At 27.5% G+C, this 17,875-nt stretch carries 16 protein-coding genes; 8 read left to right on the forward strand and 8 right to left on the reverse strand.

Going from position 1 to position 17,875, the window contains the following annotated elements:
- The first annotated feature begins 180 nt into the window (after positions 1-180).
- From peaA to ABLL_RS03110, 7 genes are read left to right on the forward strand one after another with little or no spacing between them, the layout of a single operon-like run.
- Positions 181-1,779 (forward strand): quinohemoprotein amine dehydrogenase subunit alpha, encoded by a 1,599-nt coding sequence (gene peaA / locus ABLL_RS03080; protein ID WP_014473321.1) that lies wholly within the window; start codon positions 181-183, stop codon positions 1,777-1,779.
- 9 nt (positions 1,780-1,788) lie between these two features.
- Positions 1,789-3,162, forward strand: coding sequence for a quinohemoprotein amine dehydrogenase maturation protein (gene peaB / locus ABLL_RS03085; protein WP_014473322.1), 1,374 nt, complete (start codon positions 1,789-1,791; stop codon positions 3,160-3,162).
- A gap of 13 nt (positions 3,163-3,175) precedes the next feature.
- Positions 3,176-3,496: a quinohemoprotein amine dehydrogenase subunit gamma gene (gene qhpC, locus ABLL_RS03090; protein WP_014473323.1), complete on the forward strand. Its 321-nt coding sequence runs from the start codon at positions 3,176-3,178 to the stop codon at positions 3,494-3,496.
- 16 nt (positions 3,497-3,512) lie between these two features.
- Complete coding sequence (peaD, locus tag ABLL_RS03095) at positions 3,513-4,646, forward strand: quinohemoprotein amine dehydrogenase subunit beta (protein ID WP_014473324.1); 1,134 nt, start codon at positions 3,513-3,515, stop codon at positions 4,644-4,646.
- Positions 4,647-4,652: 6 nt separating this feature from the next.
- Positions 4,653-6,290 (forward strand): ABC transporter ATP-binding protein, encoded by a 1,638-nt coding sequence (locus ABLL_RS03100; protein WP_014473325.1) that lies wholly within the window; start codon positions 4,653-4,655, stop codon positions 6,288-6,290.
- Positions 6,283-6,921, forward strand: coding sequence for a S8 family serine peptidase (locus tag ABLL_RS03105; RefSeq protein ID WP_014473326.1), 639 nt, complete (start codon positions 6,283-6,285; stop codon positions 6,919-6,921). Before ABLL_RS03100 ends, ABLL_RS03105 begins: the two co-directional genes overlap by 8 nt.
- Positions 6,908-8,236, forward strand: coding sequence for a tryptophan 7-halogenase (locus ABLL_RS03110; RefSeq protein ID WP_014473327.1), 1,329 nt, complete (start codon positions 6,908-6,910; stop codon positions 8,234-8,236). The genes ABLL_RS03105 and ABLL_RS03110 overlap by 14 nt, the downstream gene beginning before the upstream one ends.
- A 12-nt stretch (positions 8,237-8,248) precedes the next feature.
- Here the strand turns inward: ABLL_RS03110 and ABLL_RS03115 are convergent, their stop codons facing one another.
- The 5 genes from ABLL_RS03115 to ABLL_RS03135 all read right to left on the reverse strand — a co-directional run bounded on the left by ABLL_RS03115 (position 8,249) and on the right by ABLL_RS03135 (position 12,984).
- Positions 8,249-10,105: a GGDEF domain-containing protein gene (locus ABLL_RS03115; protein WP_014473328.1), complete on the reverse strand. Its 1,857-nt coding sequence runs from the start codon at positions 10,103-10,105 to the stop codon at positions 8,249-8,251.
- Positions 10,106-10,189: 84 nt separating this feature from the next.
- The gene (gene hisA / locus ABLL_RS03120; protein ID WP_014473329.1) at positions 10,190-10,897 is read right to left on the reverse strand and encodes a 1-(5-phosphoribosyl)-5-[(5-phosphoribosylamino)methylideneamino]imidazole-4-carboxamide isomerase; all 708 of its coding nucleotides are present in this window, start codon (positions 10,895-10,897) and stop codon (positions 10,190-10,192) included.
- An 11-nt stretch (positions 10,898-10,908) separates the two neighbouring features.
- Positions 10,909-11,760 (reverse strand): TIGR01777 family oxidoreductase, encoded by an 852-nt coding sequence (locus ABLL_RS03125; protein ID WP_014473330.1) that lies wholly within the window; start codon positions 11,758-11,760, stop codon positions 10,909-10,911.
- Positions 11,761-11,773: 13 nt separating this feature from the next.
- Positions 11,774-12,382, reverse strand: a complete 609-nt coding sequence (hisH, locus tag ABLL_RS03130; RefSeq protein WP_014473331.1) for an imidazole glycerol phosphate synthase subunit HisH — start codon at positions 12,380-12,382, stop codon at positions 11,774-11,776.
- Positions 12,383-12,411: 29 nt separating this feature from the next.
- Positions 12,412-12,984 carry a ComF family protein gene (locus tag ABLL_RS03135; RefSeq protein ID WP_014473332.1) on the reverse strand — a complete coding sequence of 191 codons (573 nt, stop codon included), beginning with the start codon at positions 12,982-12,984 and terminating at the stop codon, positions 12,412-12,414.
- A 312-nt stretch (positions 12,985-13,296) separates the two neighbouring features.
- On the opposite strand from ABLL_RS03135, the gene ABLL_RS15165 reads away from it, so the two are divergent.
- Positions 13,297-13,422 (forward strand): hypothetical protein, encoded by a 126-nt coding sequence (locus tag ABLL_RS15165; protein ID WP_014473333.1) that lies wholly within the window; start codon positions 13,297-13,299, stop codon positions 13,420-13,422.
- 298 nt (positions 13,423-13,720) lie between these two features.
- On the opposite strand, the gene lepA is transcribed toward ABLL_RS15165, so the two are convergent.
- The 3 genes from lepA to ABLL_RS03150 all read right to left on the reverse strand — a co-directional run bounded on the left by lepA (position 13,721) and on the right by ABLL_RS03150 (position 17,856).
- Positions 13,721-15,508, reverse strand: coding sequence for a translation elongation factor 4 (lepA, locus tag ABLL_RS03140; protein WP_014473334.1), 1,788 nt, complete (start codon positions 15,506-15,508; stop codon positions 13,721-13,723).
- Positions 15,509-15,629: 121 nt separating this feature from the next.
- Positions 15,630-16,688 (reverse strand): OmpA family protein, encoded by a 1,059-nt coding sequence (locus ABLL_RS03145; RefSeq protein ID WP_014473335.1) that lies wholly within the window; start codon positions 16,686-16,688, stop codon positions 15,630-15,632.
- 145 nt (positions 16,689-16,833) lie between these two features.
- On the reverse strand, positions 16,834-17,856 hold the full coding sequence (locus ABLL_RS03150; protein ID WP_014473336.1) for an OmpA family protein: 1,023 nt from the start codon (positions 17,854-17,856) through the stop codon (positions 16,834-16,836).
- Positions 17,857-17,875: the final 19 nt, after the last annotated feature.

Genomic DNA, 17,875 nt, shown 5'->3' on the forward strand with positions numbered 1-17,875 from the left:
TAAAAAGAGATTTTAACATTTAGTTTTTTTAACTAAGATAATAAAAACACTGTAATACTGTATATTTTATATACAAAAATGTCGTTTTCTTACTATACAAAAAGATTGATGCTTTCTATAATTCGACTAACGCTAAACAATTTGGTTTAGGGTTTAAAAATTCTCTTTAAGGAGTAAAAATTGAATTATAAAAAATTATCTAAATTAGGACTAGGTGCTTTAATAGCTTCTTTACCTTTATTCGCAGTAGATGCGCAAAAGGGTAAAGAGGTTATTAACAGTAAATGTATTGCATGTCATACTGGAAATACTGAAGATGGACTAAGTAGAATATCTGACCAAAGAAAAACACCTGAAGGTTGGTATATGACAGTTAAAAGAATGCAAAGAGAACATGGTTTAAAAATTACAAGAGATGAAGAAACAAATGTAATTAAATATCTTTCAGATAATCAAGGTTTAACACCAGATGAAATAAAACCTTATTCTTATGTTCTTGATAAAACTCCAAATGTTCAAGAAGAAGGGAAAAATGAGTTATTAACTGAAATGTGTGTTAGATGTCACTCAGAAGCTAGAATTGGACTTCAAAGAAGAACTTCTGATGAATGGAATAGTTTAGTAAATTACCATGTTGCACAGTTTCCTTCTTTTGAAGTACAAGCACTTGCACGGGATAAAGATTGGTTTGGAGTTGCTCAAAATGAAGTAGTACCATATTTAGCAGAAAATTTTGGAAAAGACAAAGCTAAATTTGACGAATATAAAAAGTCTATTAAAAACTATAAATTACCAACAAAATGGATTACACATGGATACACTCCAAGTATTGGTGATTTTACAGCAATTTTAACTTTAATTGAAAGTAGTGATGAGTCATATGCAATGCTTATGGATTATAAATATGCAAATGGACAAGAGTATAAAGCAAGAGGAATCGCTGTTGCTTATAACAAAACAGAAATTAGAGCTTCATTTGAGTTAAATGGAGTTGTTTATAGACAAATTTTACATCTAGATCCAAAAACTAATAGTTTTGAGGGAAGAATGTTTGAATCTTTACATACTGAACAAGGAAGTATCTTAACTGGAAAAGCTTTAAATTCTAAAGAGAGTTCAATAGTTGGTATTTATCCAAAAGCTATAAAAGCAGGAACAAAAGAGACTTTAACAATTGTTGGTACAAACTTAGCTGGTCAAGTTAAATTGCCAAGTGGTTTAAAAGTTTTAAAAACAGTTAAACATACAAAAAATGAGATAGTTTTAGAAGTTGAAGCATCAAAAAATGTAAAAACATCTTCAAATAATATTCAAATTGGAAGTAAGGTATTTAAAAATAGTATAGCAACTTACGATAAAGTTGATTATATTAAAATCACTCCTGATTATGCAATTTCAAGAATTGGAGCAGAAAAAGATGCAAAAATTTTAAAAGAGTACGCAACTTTTGAAGCTATTGCTTATGCAAATGGAAAAGATGGAGAAAAAGGTACAGCAGATGATATTAATTTAGGTGTTGTTCCTGCAACTTGGAGTATAGAAGCATTTGATGAGCAAGCAATTGAAGATAAAGATTTAGATTATGCTGGACAAATTGATGCAAAAACAGGGAAATTTACTCCTAGTGTTTCTGGACCAAATCCAAAAAGAAAATTAATGGCAAACAATGTTGGAAATCTAAGTGTAATTGGAACATATAAAGATGGTGATGTTGAGTTAAGTGAGAAATCACATTTGATTGTTACTGTTCCAAAATTTGTAAATCCACCAATTAATTAAGAATTTATCATGAGTATCAATAATTATAATTTAATAAAAACGAATTATCATATTTTAAAAGTAGATTCAAAAGAGTTTTTGTTTCATATTCCAACTTCTTCTGTTTTTGAACTATCAGCTGAAAGTGCAAATCTTTTAAGAAAGATGGAAAACAAAGAAGAAATAAATAAAGATGAAGAAGAAATAGTTGAAGAGTTTAAAGAGTTAAATATTGTCGGAAGTAGATTTTTTGTAAAAGAAGAAGCTACAAAAATAGAACATTTTCCTGCAAAGGCACTTGTTTTAAATGTAACTTCTGGATGTAATCTTAGTTGTACATACTGTTATAAAGAGGATTTAACATCTTTAAAAAACAGTGGTCAAATGACTTTTGAAATTGCAAAAAATGCTATTGATATGTTTTATAAAGAATCACCACATTTAAAAGAGTATTCAATTACTTTTTTTGGTGGAGAACCTCTTTCAAATCTTCCATTAATCAAAGAGATTATTGCTTATGCAAATGATTTTTTTGGAAGTAAAGATTTGAAAATTGGTTATTCGATGACTTCAAATGCAACACTTTTAACTGAAGAGATTATTCACTATCTTCACGATAGTAAAGTGGATTTGACAATCAGTATTGATGGACCTGAATCACTTCATAATAAAACAAGAGTTTATGAAAATGGTAAAGGAAGTTATGAAAAAGTAGCTAAAAATGTAGCAAAACTATTGGCTATTTATAAAAATAGAACAGTTGGTGCTAGAGTTACGCTAACAAGAGGAATAACTGATATAAAAACAATTTGGAATCACCTAAGATATGATTTGAAATTCAAAGAAGTAGGGTTTGCTCCTGTTACTTCAGGGGATAATGACTTTTTTAATCTAAGTGATTTTGATTTGAAAAAAGTATTTTCTGGATTTAGAGAACTTGGTGAAGATTATATAAATGAAGCAATTAAAGGTAATTTTAATGGTTTTTCAAATCTTCATAGAACAGTGATTGATATACATGAAGGAAGAAAGAAAAAACTTCCTTGTGGAGCTGGAGTTGGATTACTTTCAGTTTCATATAAAGGTGATATAGATTTATGTCATAGATTTACAGGTTCAGATTATCCATCATTTGGAAATATCACAAATGGTCTTGATAAAAAAGCATTAGGAACTTTTTTAGAAAAAAGAGCCAATGAAAAAGATACAAATTGTCAAACTTGTAGAATTAGAAATTTATGTGCAGGTGGTTGTTACCACGAAAGTTATATCAAATATGGAACACCTGAAAAATCAGTATTACATTATTGTGATGATATGAGAAGCTGGATTGATTTTGCTGTAGAAGCATATATAAGAATCAAAGCTGAAAATCCAGAATTTTTTACAAAATATTTTAAATAGGGGAATAAAAGAAATGAAACATTTAAAACCAATTACTCCAAAAGCGGAACTTTTAGATGAAGCTATAAAAGAGGGAAATGCAAATGAAGTTGTTGCAATGTCTAGTGTTGTTGGATGTGTAACAACGTTTGATCCAGGATGGGAAGTTGATAGTGATGGTGGAATTGCAAGTTTATGTCAACCACTAGAAGCAGATTTATATGGATGTTCTGATCCTTGTTGGTGGCCAACACAAGTTCCAGATACATCATCAAGTTATAAACATTGGGCAGATAAAGCACCTCAAAGTAAAGATGACTGGCGAGAATTAGACCACGTTTATCCAAAATTATAAGTAGAAGGTTAGAAATATGTTAAATAAAGAAATTATAAAAAAAGGTTTAGGATTATTGAGTTTATCAGTAGTTTTATCTTCAGGATTTAGTACAAATTTAAATGCTGCAAACGTTAAATTAGAATCAAATCATAATTATCTAGTTACAGAAACAAGACCAAATAATATAGTTTTGGCTGATTTAGAGACAAATAAAGTTATCAATGAGTGTAAAACTGATGAAACATTTTCTCCTGGGGGAATTGTTTTATCTCCTGATTATAAAGTTGCTTATATCTTAGGTGGTTATGGTGAAGAAATTGCAGGTTATGAAATTGAGACTTGTAAAAAAGTATTTCATACTTCTTTAACACAAGGAAATATTAGAGCAAAATCTTTATTTGGACTAGCTGTAAATGAGGATGGAACAAAAGTTTATGCAATCTACAATAGAACAGAGATGTTAAATGACAGATATAAAGTTTTACCTCCACATTTTTCTGTTTACAATGTAGCTGATGGATTAGATGCAAAACCTGTTAAAAGCTTTGAAATGCCAAGACAAACAACAGTTGTTTCAACTGGCAAAGATGGTAAAGTTTATGTAGTTGGAACAGATTTATATGAAGTAAATCCAACTACTGGAGATATAAAAGTTGCTAAAAAAATAGTTAAATGGGGGAAAGAAGGTTATAGTGATTTAGACTCTGCTGCAAACTATATAATTGGACAACAAACTGGAGATTTAACAGCTTTATATGCAACTATAAAATATGATGACCCAAAAAATCCATCTGAAGATGCTGGAACTTGGTATTGGGGAATTACAAGTGTTGATTTAAATACAGGGGAAATAATCCAACAAAATATTTCAGAGTATGAAACTTTAATGTTTACAGCTATTAGAAGTCCAAAAGATTCAAATATCTTATATGGGGTTTTAAATGACTTAACAAAATTTGATTTAAAAGAACAAAAAGTGTTAAAAAGAGTTGTTACAGACCATACATATTATAGTGTTGTTCCATCAATGGATGGTGATAAACTATATCTTGGAAGTTGTTTAGATGATATTGCAGTTTATGATGCAAATACTTTAGAAAAAATTGGAAAAATCCAATTATCTGGAGATATGGGTTCTGCTGCTCTTCAAGTATTTAAAACAAAATAGGTAAATATGTTTAAAAATATCATTTATCCTCTCTTACGTAAAAATAAGAGAGGATTTTTTGTCATTTTCTTTTTTTCAATTTTTATATCAATAAGTGGTGCAATTCAACCATTTATTATGCAACATATTATTGATGATGCAATCTTAGCTTCAAACCTAAATCAACTATATATTTTAGTTGCAATTACTTTTTTCTTAACTATTTTTACTATGATAATTAGTGCAATAAATGAAATTTATTACACAAAAAACTCTATGAATATATTATTTGAATTTAGAAAAATTGTTTTTAATAAATTGTTTTTACATGATAAAACTTTTCTAAATAAATATCACTCTGCTGATTTGATGTCAAGACTTCAAGGTGATATAAGTGAACTTCAAAGATTCTATACAGATACAGTTTTTTCTCTATTTTCAACTATCATTAGTCTTGTATTTATTTCAACTATTATTTATACATATAATATAAAACTAATGATACTTATACTTATATTTTTACCAATAGAGTTTTTTTGTTTAAAACCACTTTATCCTCATATGCACAATAGTACAAAAACTATGAGAGAATCAACTTCAAATATAGGAAAGTTTTTTATTGAGAGTTTTAGATATTTATTAGTTCTAAAAAATCTTGGAGCAAAAGAACAAACTTTAGAAAAGCTTGATTTTATTCAAGATGATTATAAAAAAGTTGTAATTAAAAATAAAAAAATAAATCTAATCTTTTCACAAATCCCTGCATTTATTTCACTTCTTGGAAAAACAATTATTATATCTTATGGTGGATATTTGACAATAAAAGGTGAGTTGAAAGTTGGTGAATTAGTTGCGTTTTTGACATATTTTACGATGATTCTAGCACCAGTTCATACAATCTTAGGAGTTGTAAATAATCTTCCAAAAATGAAAGTCAGCCTAAATAGAGTTTTAGAGATTTTACCAAAAGATGAAAATATAGAGACTTTTAAAAGTTCAAATTTTGAGATAGTAGTAAAAGATTTAGACTTTTCTTATGCAAATAATAAAATATTTGAAAATTTGAATCTTAATATAAAAGAGAAAAGTAAAATTGCAATTATTGGAAAAAATGGTGCAGGAAAAAGTACATTTGGAGATTTACTTTGTGGATTTTTAAAAGCTCAAGATGGAAATATATTTATTGGAAATGAAGAGATAGGAAAAAAGGATTTTATAAACTTTTCAAAATATTTAGTAAAACTTGAACAAACTCCAATTATATTTGATGATAGTTTAAGAGGAAATCTTCTTTTAGCAAATGATAAAGCAAGTGACGAAGAACTAATAAATTCTTTGAAAAAAACTGGTATGTTTGATTGGTACACTTCTCTTGAAAATGGTTTAGATACAAATATTTTTGAATCAGGAGCAAATCTTTCAGGTGGACAAAAACAAAGAATTGCTCTTTCAAGAATAATTTTATTAAATCCAAAAATTATTATTTTAGATGAATTTACCTCTTCTATTGATGAAAAAGACACACTTTGGTTTTATGAAAATATTTCAAAAATTTTTCCTGATTCAACAATTATTGCAATAACTCATCATCTAAATATGTTAAATAATTTTGATGAGGTTTATCTGCTTGAAGATAAAAATTTAAAAGAGTATAAAAATGTCTAAAGAGATTTATGTAGCACTTATTGATAGTGGTTGTAGTTTTGAAACTTATGAAAAAATTGCTATTGAAATAGAAAATAATAAGATAAAAATAGAAAAACAAAAAGATATAAACTTTGAGCATGGAAATGTTATAGGAAATATCATAAAAGATGAAAATATAAATATCTATGATATTCAGGTTTTTGATAAAAATTTATCAACTACACCAAATCATATTTTTGGAGCATTAAATTATTTAAAAGATAAAAAAGTTGATGTGATTAGTATGAGTTTAGGTTTAAAAACAAACTATAAAGAAATTGAAGAGTCAATCAATGAATTTATAAAAAAAGGTGTAGTTATAGTTTCATCATTTCCAAGACGAGGAGAAGATTTAGTTTATCCAGCATCTTATAGTGGTGTTATAAAAGTAACATCTGAGGGAATGTGTTTGGATGATAAAGTTGTAGCTTTAGATAAAGAAAAACTATTTTTTGGAGCAAACCCTTTTTCAAATGTAAAAAATGTTGCAGGTTCAAGTGTTGCTGTTGCAAAGTTTACAAAAGAGTTTTGTTTTTATTTAAAAAAAGGTTTTAAAAAAGAGGAAATTTTAGAAGAGTTTTCAAAAAGGATTATCAATGAACCAAAATAAAAAAATATTGATTTTAGGTGCTGGAATTGCAGGTTGTTCTACTGCAATTGGACTTAAAAAACTAGGTTTTGATGTAATAGTAATTTATAAAAAAAGACCATTTACAGCTTATGAAGGATTTAGTGAAAAAACAAAAGAGGGACTTGTTTCACAAGGTTGTATAAATGCTTCAGAACTTTTAGAAAAACAATCTTTACGAAATTCAAATTGGGCAAGTAAAGCTGATAAAGTAAACTATGAATATGTTGTAAATAGAGTAAATTTAGATGAAAAATTACTAACTGATTTAAAACAAAAAAATATAAAAATAATTGAAGCTAAAGTAGTAGGTTCAATTGATAGTTTAAGTGAAAAACCAAAAATTGTTTATAAAATAGATGAAGAAAGATTTGAAATAAGTGCTGATTTTATAGTTGATGCAAGAGGAAGATTTACCCCTTATAAAGATGAATATATTTGTGGACCAAAAAGTTTTTCAATATTACAAGAGTTAGAATTAGAAAATATGAAAGAAAATAAAACTTCTATTGATTCAGTTAAAGATGGTTGGATTTGGCAAGCTTATGTGGGAGATAAAAAAGGTTATATTCAATTCTCTTGTGATGAAGAACTGGCAAATAAAATAAATGATTTTAGTGATTTATTAAAAGTTTTAGAAACACAAGATATAAAATTATGGAGTTTAAATAAATTCAAAGCAGTTGGAAAATTAGTTAAAAGAGATTCATTTTGTAAAATCCATAAAGAGATAATAAATAGTAAAATGATATTAATAGGTGATAGTGCTTCAAGTGTTGACCCACTGTCTGGAAATGGTGCTTTTCAAGCTATGAGTATGTCAAGTATTGCTCCATTTGTTATAAATACAATTTTAAATAAAGATGAAATTGAACAAAAAGTTGCAATTGATTTTTATAAAAGTAGGGTAGAGTTTATATTTGATAAGTTTACAAAAGTTGGAAAAGAGTTTTATTTATTAGAAAAAAGATTTGATAGTGATTTTTGGCAAAAAAGACAATCTTGGCCAGAAGAAAAAAATAATGATGCTTCTATAAATTTACCAAAAATAGAAAAAAGAGCAGTTGTAAAAGATGGATTTATAAATTCTAGCGAAGTAGTAATTACAAAGGATAATCCACTTGGAGCTTGTTATTTTGGGAATGTTGAGATAATTCAATTAGCTAAATATTGCCTAGAAAATAGTTTTGAAGAATCTTTAGATTATTTTGATATTTTTTGTAAAGAAAAAACGATTTCTATGAAATTATATAACTCTTTGAAAAGATGGTTTATCTCCCAAGAGATATTACTTTAATATCTCTTAGTTTTAATAACTATCTTTATCTCCATTTTTTAGAAGTTCTTTTTTAAATCTAATAACTCTATTTCTTCCTGTTGCTTTTGCTTCATATAAAGATAAATCAGCAAATTTAATACATTTCCAAATTTGATCAGTATCTTTTGGAAAGAAAGCATAACCAATACTAACAGTTTTACTAAACGATTCATTATTAAATGTAAATACAAGTTTCCCAAAATCTTGATTTATTTTATTTGCTAATTCTAAAGCTGTTTCTTCTGTTGGATTTTTCATTATGATTAAAAACTCTTCCCCACCAAATCTTATAATAAATTCATTTTCACTAATCGAATCTTTCATTGTTTGAGATAATTTTTGTAAAATTGCATCTCCTGCATCATGTCCATAAGTGTCATTTATCATTTTAAAATAATCAATATCCAAGAACATAATAGCAAATGTAGAACCTTCTCTTAGTTCATAAGGAAGTTTTCTATCTATAAATTCATCTAAATATTTTCTATTATAAAGTCCAGTTAATCCATCGATTAGATTTCTTTCTCTTAATACATCCATTAAAAGTTTACTTTCTAAAATAGGTTTTGTTTCTTCTAAATATTTTTTGATTATACCAATTTGATATTTTACATGTTTTAGGCATTCTTCATTTTCACAAATTATATGTATAACAACATTTTTTTGTTCATTAATTAAAAATGGAATACAAATATGATTTGTATTCGCTGGACAAGTTGCAAGTCTACAAATTTCAGGGAAATTTTCAGAAGATACAATCGTATTTGTTCTTTCTGCTCTACATCTCTCTTTTATATTTTTTGAGATATTGCAACAAGGAATAGTCTCTTTTGTTGAGAAGATAATTTTTCTTTCATCTTTTATTAAGTCAGTTTCAAAAATAAAGAAATCTTGAATTTTTAATTTATCTTTTAAAACTTGAATTAATCTATAGTAAATATCATCTTTTGTTAAATCAGTTTCAATTGTTTTTTTATAATTATAAATCTCTGATATATCTTCAATTATATCTTGTGCAGTTAATAATTTATCATTATTTACATTTGTAGATCGATTATGCACAAAAGTAGTAAGATTTTTTTCAATTCCTGTTAAAACAGTCTCAAGTTTTTCGATAAGTTCATTTAACCAAACAGAAGCTTCTTTATCTTCTTTTAAAACACCAGCTTTTGCTCTTACACTATAATCACCTTCGTGAACTTGTTTTAATACTTCTGTAATAGAGTCAAAAGAACTTGTGTAAGGTTTAATTTTTCTACTTATATAAATTAGAATGAATATTAAAAATACAGATATTATTGCAATAATATTTAATAAAACAGCAATACTTGAAATTCTATCTTCTTGAATATCAAAAGTTAAAGAAATAGCTCCTAAAACTTCCCCTTCTTTTGCATTATGACATGATAAACAATTTGGTTTATCAAGTGAAGAAGCAGTATACGGAATAGTAATTCTTAAAGTTGCATTTGTTAAAGATTCATCTATTAAAACTTCTTCTTTCCCATTTTCTAATACTTTTTTATCAATATCATCTCTTGGAATTTCATTTGTTAGTTTAGATTTACCAAATTGATTACTAACACTTTTTGCTCTAATAATCCATAAATCTTTAACTTCTTTTAATTCACTAATTCCATTTAAAAAAGTATCTCTTTGATCCATGTTTCCATTAACCATATGTGAAGTTAATGATTTTTTTACAATATCTGCCGTTAAATAAGCTCTTTTTTTTGCACTAACATATCCACTTTGTCTGGAACCAAGCGCCACTAAAGCAACAATTACTATAGTAAGTAATGAAACCATAGAGAAAATAATAATAGTTATTTTTTTGTTAGAGTTCATTTACACGCCTTCACAAATCTTTTTATATTATAATATCATAATATTATTTCTAATAAAATACTTTTTCTAAATAATTTAATAATTTTATAAAATTTTGAATGCCTCTTCTAAATCAAGTGTTCCTTCGTAAAATGCTTTTCCAACTATTACACCTGAAATATTTCCATTGTTTTTGCAATTTATAATATCTTGAATATCTTTTACTCCACCACTTGCAATTGTATCAACTCCTGATGATAAAGCAATAGATTCAGTAAATTCAACATTAACTCCACAAAGCATTCCATCTTTTGAAATATCAGTACAAATAATAGCTTGAACACCTGCATTTGCAAATTCTTTAGCTAAATCAGTTGCTTTCATAGTTGAAACTTCAGCCCAACCTTCAACTGCAACCATTCCATTCATTGCATCAATTCCAACAGCAATTGGATATTTTGAAGCCATTTTTTTCACAAATATTGGATCTTTTACTGCAATTGAACCTAAGATTAATCTGTCAACACCAAGTTCTAGATACATTTTGATAGTTTCTTCATCTCTTATTCCACCACCAAGTTCAATTTTTAAGTTGCAATTTTCTCTAATTTTTTTGATTTGTTCTAAGTTTGCTGGTTTTCCAGCAAATGCTCCATTTAAATCAACGATATGAACCCATTTACTACCTAATTCTTCAAATCTTTTTGCTACTTGCCATGGCTCATCTGAATAGATTTTAGCACTATCCATAAGTCCTTTACTTAGTCTTACAGCTTTTCCATCTTTTAAATCAATCGCAGGTAAAATATCCATTAAATAAATCCTTAATTACATAAATTTTCTATTGTTTCTTCTATTGTTCTAAATTTGAACTCAAATCCTAAATCTAATAATTTCTTTGGTATTACACTTTGTCCATCAGTTAAAACACGTGCACCTTCACTAAAAATAAGTTTTAAAACAAATTCTGGTACTGGAAGTATAGTAGGTCTTTTTAGTGTTTTCCCTAAAGCAAGGGTAAGGCCTTTGTTTGTTGTTGGTTTTGGTGCAGTTAGATTAAAAATATTTTCATGAGAATTTTCAATCACAAATTTGTAAGCATTTAACAAATCGCTTATATGAATAAATGAAAATGCTTGATTTCCATTTCCTATTGTTCCTCCAAGTCCTAGTTTAAAAGGAGTTAACATTTTTTGTAAAGCTCCACCATCACGTCCAAGAACAATACCAAATCTAAAAATAGAAACTTTTGTTATTTCATTTTTTGCTTCTAAAGCTTTTTTCTCCCAATCTTGACAAAGATTTGATAAAAAATCATTTGCAAAATTTCCATTTTCATCATAAATAGTTTTATTATCATAAATACCAACAGCAGAAGTAGAAATTAGAAGTTTAGGTTTATTTTGAATATGGTTTATAGCATTTACAATTTTAGATGTAGTATCAATTCTACTTGAATAAAGAAGTCTTTTATAAGATTCACTCCATCTATTAATTATATTTGCCCCAGCCAAATTTATAACAATATCTGAAGAATTTAATACTTCTTCTAGATTACTTTTATTATTTAAAATTTCTCTTGATAAAGGAGTTATTTTATAACCTAAATTAGAAAAAAATTTTGTTAAACTACTACCAACAAACCCACTAGCACCTGTTATTGCAATAGTTTTCATAAGAATTCCTTTTTTATTTTAAATTCATAAAGTTTTTTAAAATTTTCAATCCATTATCATGTGATTTTTCAGGATGTGGTTGAAATCCATAAATGTTATCTTTATTTACGGCACTTGCAAATTCATATCCATAAGTTGTTTTACCTATTATATTTTCTTCTCTTGTAACAGCATGATAAGAGTGAACAAAATATAAATATGGATTATGCAAACCTTCAAATAATGGATGTTCTTTATTTACAATTGTATTCCAACCCATATGAGGAATTTTAAAATCTTCATGCATTTTTGTTTTATCAAATTTTACAACAACACCATCAATTAATCCTAAACCATCTGTATGACCAAACTCTTGAGAACTTTCAAATAAAAGTTGCATTCCAAGACAAATTCCAATCATTGGTTTACCACTTTTTGCAAATTCATAAACAGCTTCATTCATACCTGTTTTAATTAAATGTTCCATTGCATCTTTATATGCACCAACACCAGGTAATATAACTCTATTAAAATTTTTTAAATCTTCAGGATTTTTAACAATTGTTGCTTTTGCATCTAATAAATGACAAGCGTTATAAACACTCGCTAAATTTCCCATGTTATAATCAATAATTCCTATCACTTTGTTCCCTTTGTAAAAAATAAATTATACTAAAGTTTTGCATCAGCTAGGGTTAAAGAAAATAAAACCTGATTATTTCTTTTTTCTAAAGCTTTTTTTGCTTGCTTAATTGTAGCACCTGTTGTAATTAAATCATCACATAAAATTGTCATTTGATTAGTAATATTTGTAACTTGAAATTTTCTTGGATTTTTTTGTCTAAATTCTAAATCTTTTCCAGCATATTTAACTATATTTGTAGCTTTTAAAGAGTTGTATTTTGGAGTGATAAATTTTGATTTTAGATGTTTTGCTAAGATAGCTGTATGTGAAAAATCATGACGTGTATGGTCATCAATAGGAATTGCAAATACTTGGTTTGAAAAAGTAAAATTTTGAGCAAATTTAGCAAAAGATAGTTTGGCAAGAATATTAAAAACTCTATCTCCATGAAAATAGTATTTTGAAGAGATTAAATCTTCAAGTTCCGATAAAGAATAAAATGAATAGTTAAAAAATCCATCATCTATTTCTCTTTTATGGAAAGAGGGTATTAAAAGATTTTTTTGACAATCTTTGCAGATAATTTCAAATGATAGGTTTTTACAGGTTAAGCATAACATGAAAATAATAATATCATAAATTATATTTATTTCTTTAGGGTGATACTTTTTTCTTTTCTTTTTAGTAAAGAAAAGTATGCAAAAGATGTAATCCTGCTTGCAGGCAAAAGCGTTCGCAGGGATTCAAAACAGCTAAAAAATATATCTAAATTCTAAAATTTGAAAACTTGACTTCGTACCTCAGTCTTCAGACAGTTCAAATTTCTTTACGAATTTAGATATATTTTTCTTAACGCTATTTTGAAAATGCTCACATTTTAAGAGCGTAGTTCAGATTTTGTTATAATGATTGAAATTATTTAAGGTTGTAATATGGAAATGGAAAAATTAGTATTACTTTTAGTAGGTGGTGTAATAGGTTTTATCGCATCTATTGCAAAAGATTATTTTGTTGAGAAAACAAAAAAGAAGATTAAAGAAAATTTGATTATGATTTAATAAAAATTGAAATGATAATAAGCATTTATTCAGAAACATTAATAAAAGACTATAATTAAATAATATCCCAGATGCATAAACTTGATAAATTAGAAGAAAATGATAAATATACAAATTTATATCATAATTTTTATAATTTGTCAGAAAACTTTAAAAAGAAAATTGTTCAGAAAATTAAAGATATTTAAAATCTAAGATTTTATGTAGATTCAAGGCGGAAGGTAAAATTTATTGAGGAGCTTAGTGTACTAAGTGAGTCAATAAATTTTTCATTCCAACGCAGAAGATGCGTGAAAGATTAGATTTTAAGAACTGCCATGAATGCTTCTTGAGGTACGTTTACCTTTCCAATCGCTTTCATTCTTTTTTTACCTTCTTTTTGTTTTTCAAGAAGTTTTCTTTTTCTCGTGATATCTCCACCGTAACATTTTGCAGTTACGTTTTTCCCCATTGATTTTACAGTTTCTCTAGCAATTACTGTACTTCCAATACTTGCTTGCACTGCAACTTCAAAAAGTTGTCTTGGAATTAATTCTTTTAGAGCTTTTACAAACTCTCTTCCTTTTGAAACTGCTTTATCATCAGGAACGATGATTGAAAGTGCATCAACAACATCACCAGCAACTCGAATATCAAGTTTTTTAAGATTTCCAGGTCTAAATCCAACTGGTTCATAATCAAAAGATGCATAACCTTTTGTAGTTGATTTTAATTTATCATAAAAATCCATTACGATTTCATTCATTGGTAAATCATATTCAAGTAAAACTCTTTTCCCTAAATAATCCATTTTTATTTGGATTCCTCTTTTGTCATTAAGAAGTTTTATAACATTTCCTAAAAATTCATCAGGTACTAAAATAGTTGCTTTTACATATGGTTCAAAAATTGTTTTTATATAATTTGGTTCAGGAAGTTCACTTGGATTTTGTATCTCTATAACTTCTCCATTACTTTTTTCAACTCTATAAACAACTGTTGGTGCAGTTGCAATTAAATCTAAGTCAAATTCTCTCTCAAGTCTCTCTTTAATAACTTCCATATGAAGCATTCCTAAGAAACCAGTTCTAAATCCACTTCCTAAAGCTGCTGAACTTTCAGGTTCAAAAGAAATTGAAGAGTCATTTAATTTTAGTTTATTTAACGCATCTCTTAAATCTTCAAATTTATCAGTTTCGATTGGATAAATTCCTGCGAATACAAATGGTTTAGCTGGTTCAAATCCATCAATTGGCTCAAGAGTTGGATTTTTTGCATCAGTTATCGTATCACCAACAGCAATACCATCTAAAGTTTTAAGACCAAGAACAACAATACCAATCTCACCAGTTTTTATCTCTAAAGTATCTTGTCTTTTTAAAGGATGTGGATACATAAGACCAATTACTTGGTGTTCAACTTTTGTATTCATAAGTCTTATTTTTTGACCTTTTTTGATACTCCCATCATAAACTCTAACAAGTGCTAAAGCTCCAAGATAGTTATCAAACCATGAGTCATAAATAAGAGCTTTTGTTGGTGCATTTTCATCTCCGTTTGGAGCTGGTACTCTATCAACTATTGAATCAATTAAATCTTTAACTCCAAGACCAGTTTTTGCTGAAATTAGATTATGTAAAGTACAATCAAGTCCAATAGCTTCCTCAACTTCTTCTAAAACTCTAATTGGATCAGCACTTGGTAAGTCAATTTTATTTACAACAGGTAATAATTCTAAATCATTATCCATAGCTATATAAACATTTGCTATAGTTTGTGCTTCAACTCCTTGAGTTGAATCAACTATTAGTAAAGCACCTTCAGATGAAGCTAGTGAACGGCTTACTTCATATGAAAAGTCAACGTGACCTGGAGTGTCAATTAGGTTTAAAACATATTTTTGTCCATCTTTTACATAATCAAGCCTAACACTTTGAGCTTTGATAGTGATACCTCTTTCTTTTTCGATATCCATTGTATCCATAACTTGAGAAGTCATTTCTCTATCAGTAATAGCTCCACATTCTTGAATAATTCTATCTGCAAGTGTTGATTTTCCATGATCAATATGTGCAATAATACTAAAGTTTCTAATATTTTTTTGCAAGGCTATTCCTATAATTTGTTTATTATTTATCGCGATTATATCTAAAGTTTAGTAAGTTTATAGTTAAATGATTTTTTATGATAGCTTAAAAGATTTAGAGTTAATCTAAATCTTTTGAAAATTATTGATTTACTAGTGCAGTAACTCTTCTATTTAGAGCTTTACCTTCTTCTGTTTCATTTGTTGCAATAGGTTGAGTCTCTCCATATCCTATAGCTTTTAATTTTGAAGATTTTACTCCATAAGCTTTTAATGCATTTACAACTGAAATAGCTCTTCTATCAGATAAATTTTGATTATATGCATCACTACCCTTAGAATCAGTATGTGCTTCAATTACTGCAGTCATTGTTTGATTAGCTTTTAGCATATTTGCAAATTGATGTAATTTTTCATCATAGATATTTTTTATTTCTGCTGAGTTGTTATCAAAATTAATATTTAAATTTACAGTTTCAACACAACCATCTTTGTTTACTTTAACACCTGGTGAAGTATTTGGACATTTATCAAATTTATTTGATACTCCATCTTTATCATCATCTTGAATTGCTGGTAAAACTTCAGTAGGCTCTTCAATTATTGGAGCTTTAACTTCTTCTTCTATAATTGGAGCTTTTGCAGCAATGATATCATTTGTATATTTTTTTCCTAAAGGCATTCCTAAACCTAAAGTATACATCATATCATTTTGATTTTCTTTTGTTGCAATTAGATGTCTAACATCTCCTTTTATTGCAATTCCATAATAAGGAATATCATATCTTAGACCAATTCCATAGTTGAATACGGCAGAATCTTTATGTTTGTCTAATTCTTGTGAAACATTTTGATAACCAATACCGGCTAATCCATAAGCTGCTAATCTATCTGTTAACTCAAATTTTTTAACTGCATTTAAAAATATTCTATCAATATTTGTATTTCCATTTGAATTCTCATACCCAACACTAGCACTTCTCATGTATGCTATTTCAACTTGATCAATAAAAGTTTCTTCAAAATTTTTACCAATAGAAATACCACCATTTATATAATTATTATCTTCTAATCCTGCTTTACTATCAGTTAAAATTCCTGAAACAAAAGGCGTGATTTCATAACTATATGTTCTACTTGGATCACTTGCAGCAAAAAGAGCCGTTGCACATACTATAGATGTTATTAATATTTTTTTCATCATTTTCCCTTGATTGAAATAATTTTGTTCATTATAACCTAAAAAAAATATTATTTTTATTAAAAATATTAAAAATTATTAAATAAAAAAAGGGGTTAAGTAAAACTTAACCCCTTTTAATTTATTTAAGTTAATAATTTAAAAATTATTTAACCATTACAGCTTCAACTCTTCTGTTTTCAGCTCTACCTTCAACAGTTGCATTTGTTGCAACAGGTCTTGTTTCACCATAACCAACAGCTTTGATTTTTGTGCTATCAACACCTAAATCAGTTAATGCTTTAACTGTAGAAGCAGCTCTTCTTTCAGATAATTTTTGGTTATATGCATTTGAACCAACAGAGTCTGTATGAGCTTCAATAGATGCTTTTAATTTTGGATTAGCTTTCATCATTTTTGCAAATTCTGCAACTCTTGAGTTATAAGAATCTTTAATTACTGATTTATCAGTATCAAAGTTAATATTTAAGTTGATTAAAGTCATACATCCAACTGCATCAACTTTAGCACCTTTCATTGTATCAGGACATTCATCTAAATTATCAATAACACCATCACCATCAGTATCTTTTGGTGCAGCAACTGGAGCTGGAGTTTCAACAACTGGAGCTGGAGTTTCAACAACTGGAGCTGCTTTTGCAACTTCACCAAATGGAACAGAGAATCCTAATGTATATAATAAGTTATTATCTCCATGATCAACTTCAATTAAATGTCTAACATCAAATTTTAAAGATAATTCATCAGCTATTTTATATTTAATCCCTGCACCATAGTTACCAAATAAACCATTTTCATTTCCTGCATTTTCATTATCAAAAATTTCTACACCTGCTCCAACTAATGTATATAATGAAGCATCAGCTGTTAAAGGATATTCTTTAACTAAGTTTGTAAATATTCTAGTAATTCCAGTATCAGATCTTGAACCATCTTTATAATCTACATCTTCAATAGATCTTAAAAAACCTAATTCAACTTGATCAATAAAAGAATCAAATTGATTAAATCCTAAACTTAAACCTGCGTTTGCATAATTTCTATCTAAATCTAAATTACCTTCAGTTACAACTCCACCAATTAATGGTGTAATTTCATATTTATAGTCACTATTTGCAGCTAATGCTAAAGTAGCACAAGCAATTGTTGATAATAATACTTTTTTCATGTTTTTTCCTTTTGGATAA

Source organism: Arcobacter sp. L (assembly GCF_000284235.1).
Lineage (GTDB): Bacteria > Campylobacterota > Campylobacteria > Campylobacterales > Arcobacteraceae > Aliarcobacter > Aliarcobacter defluvii.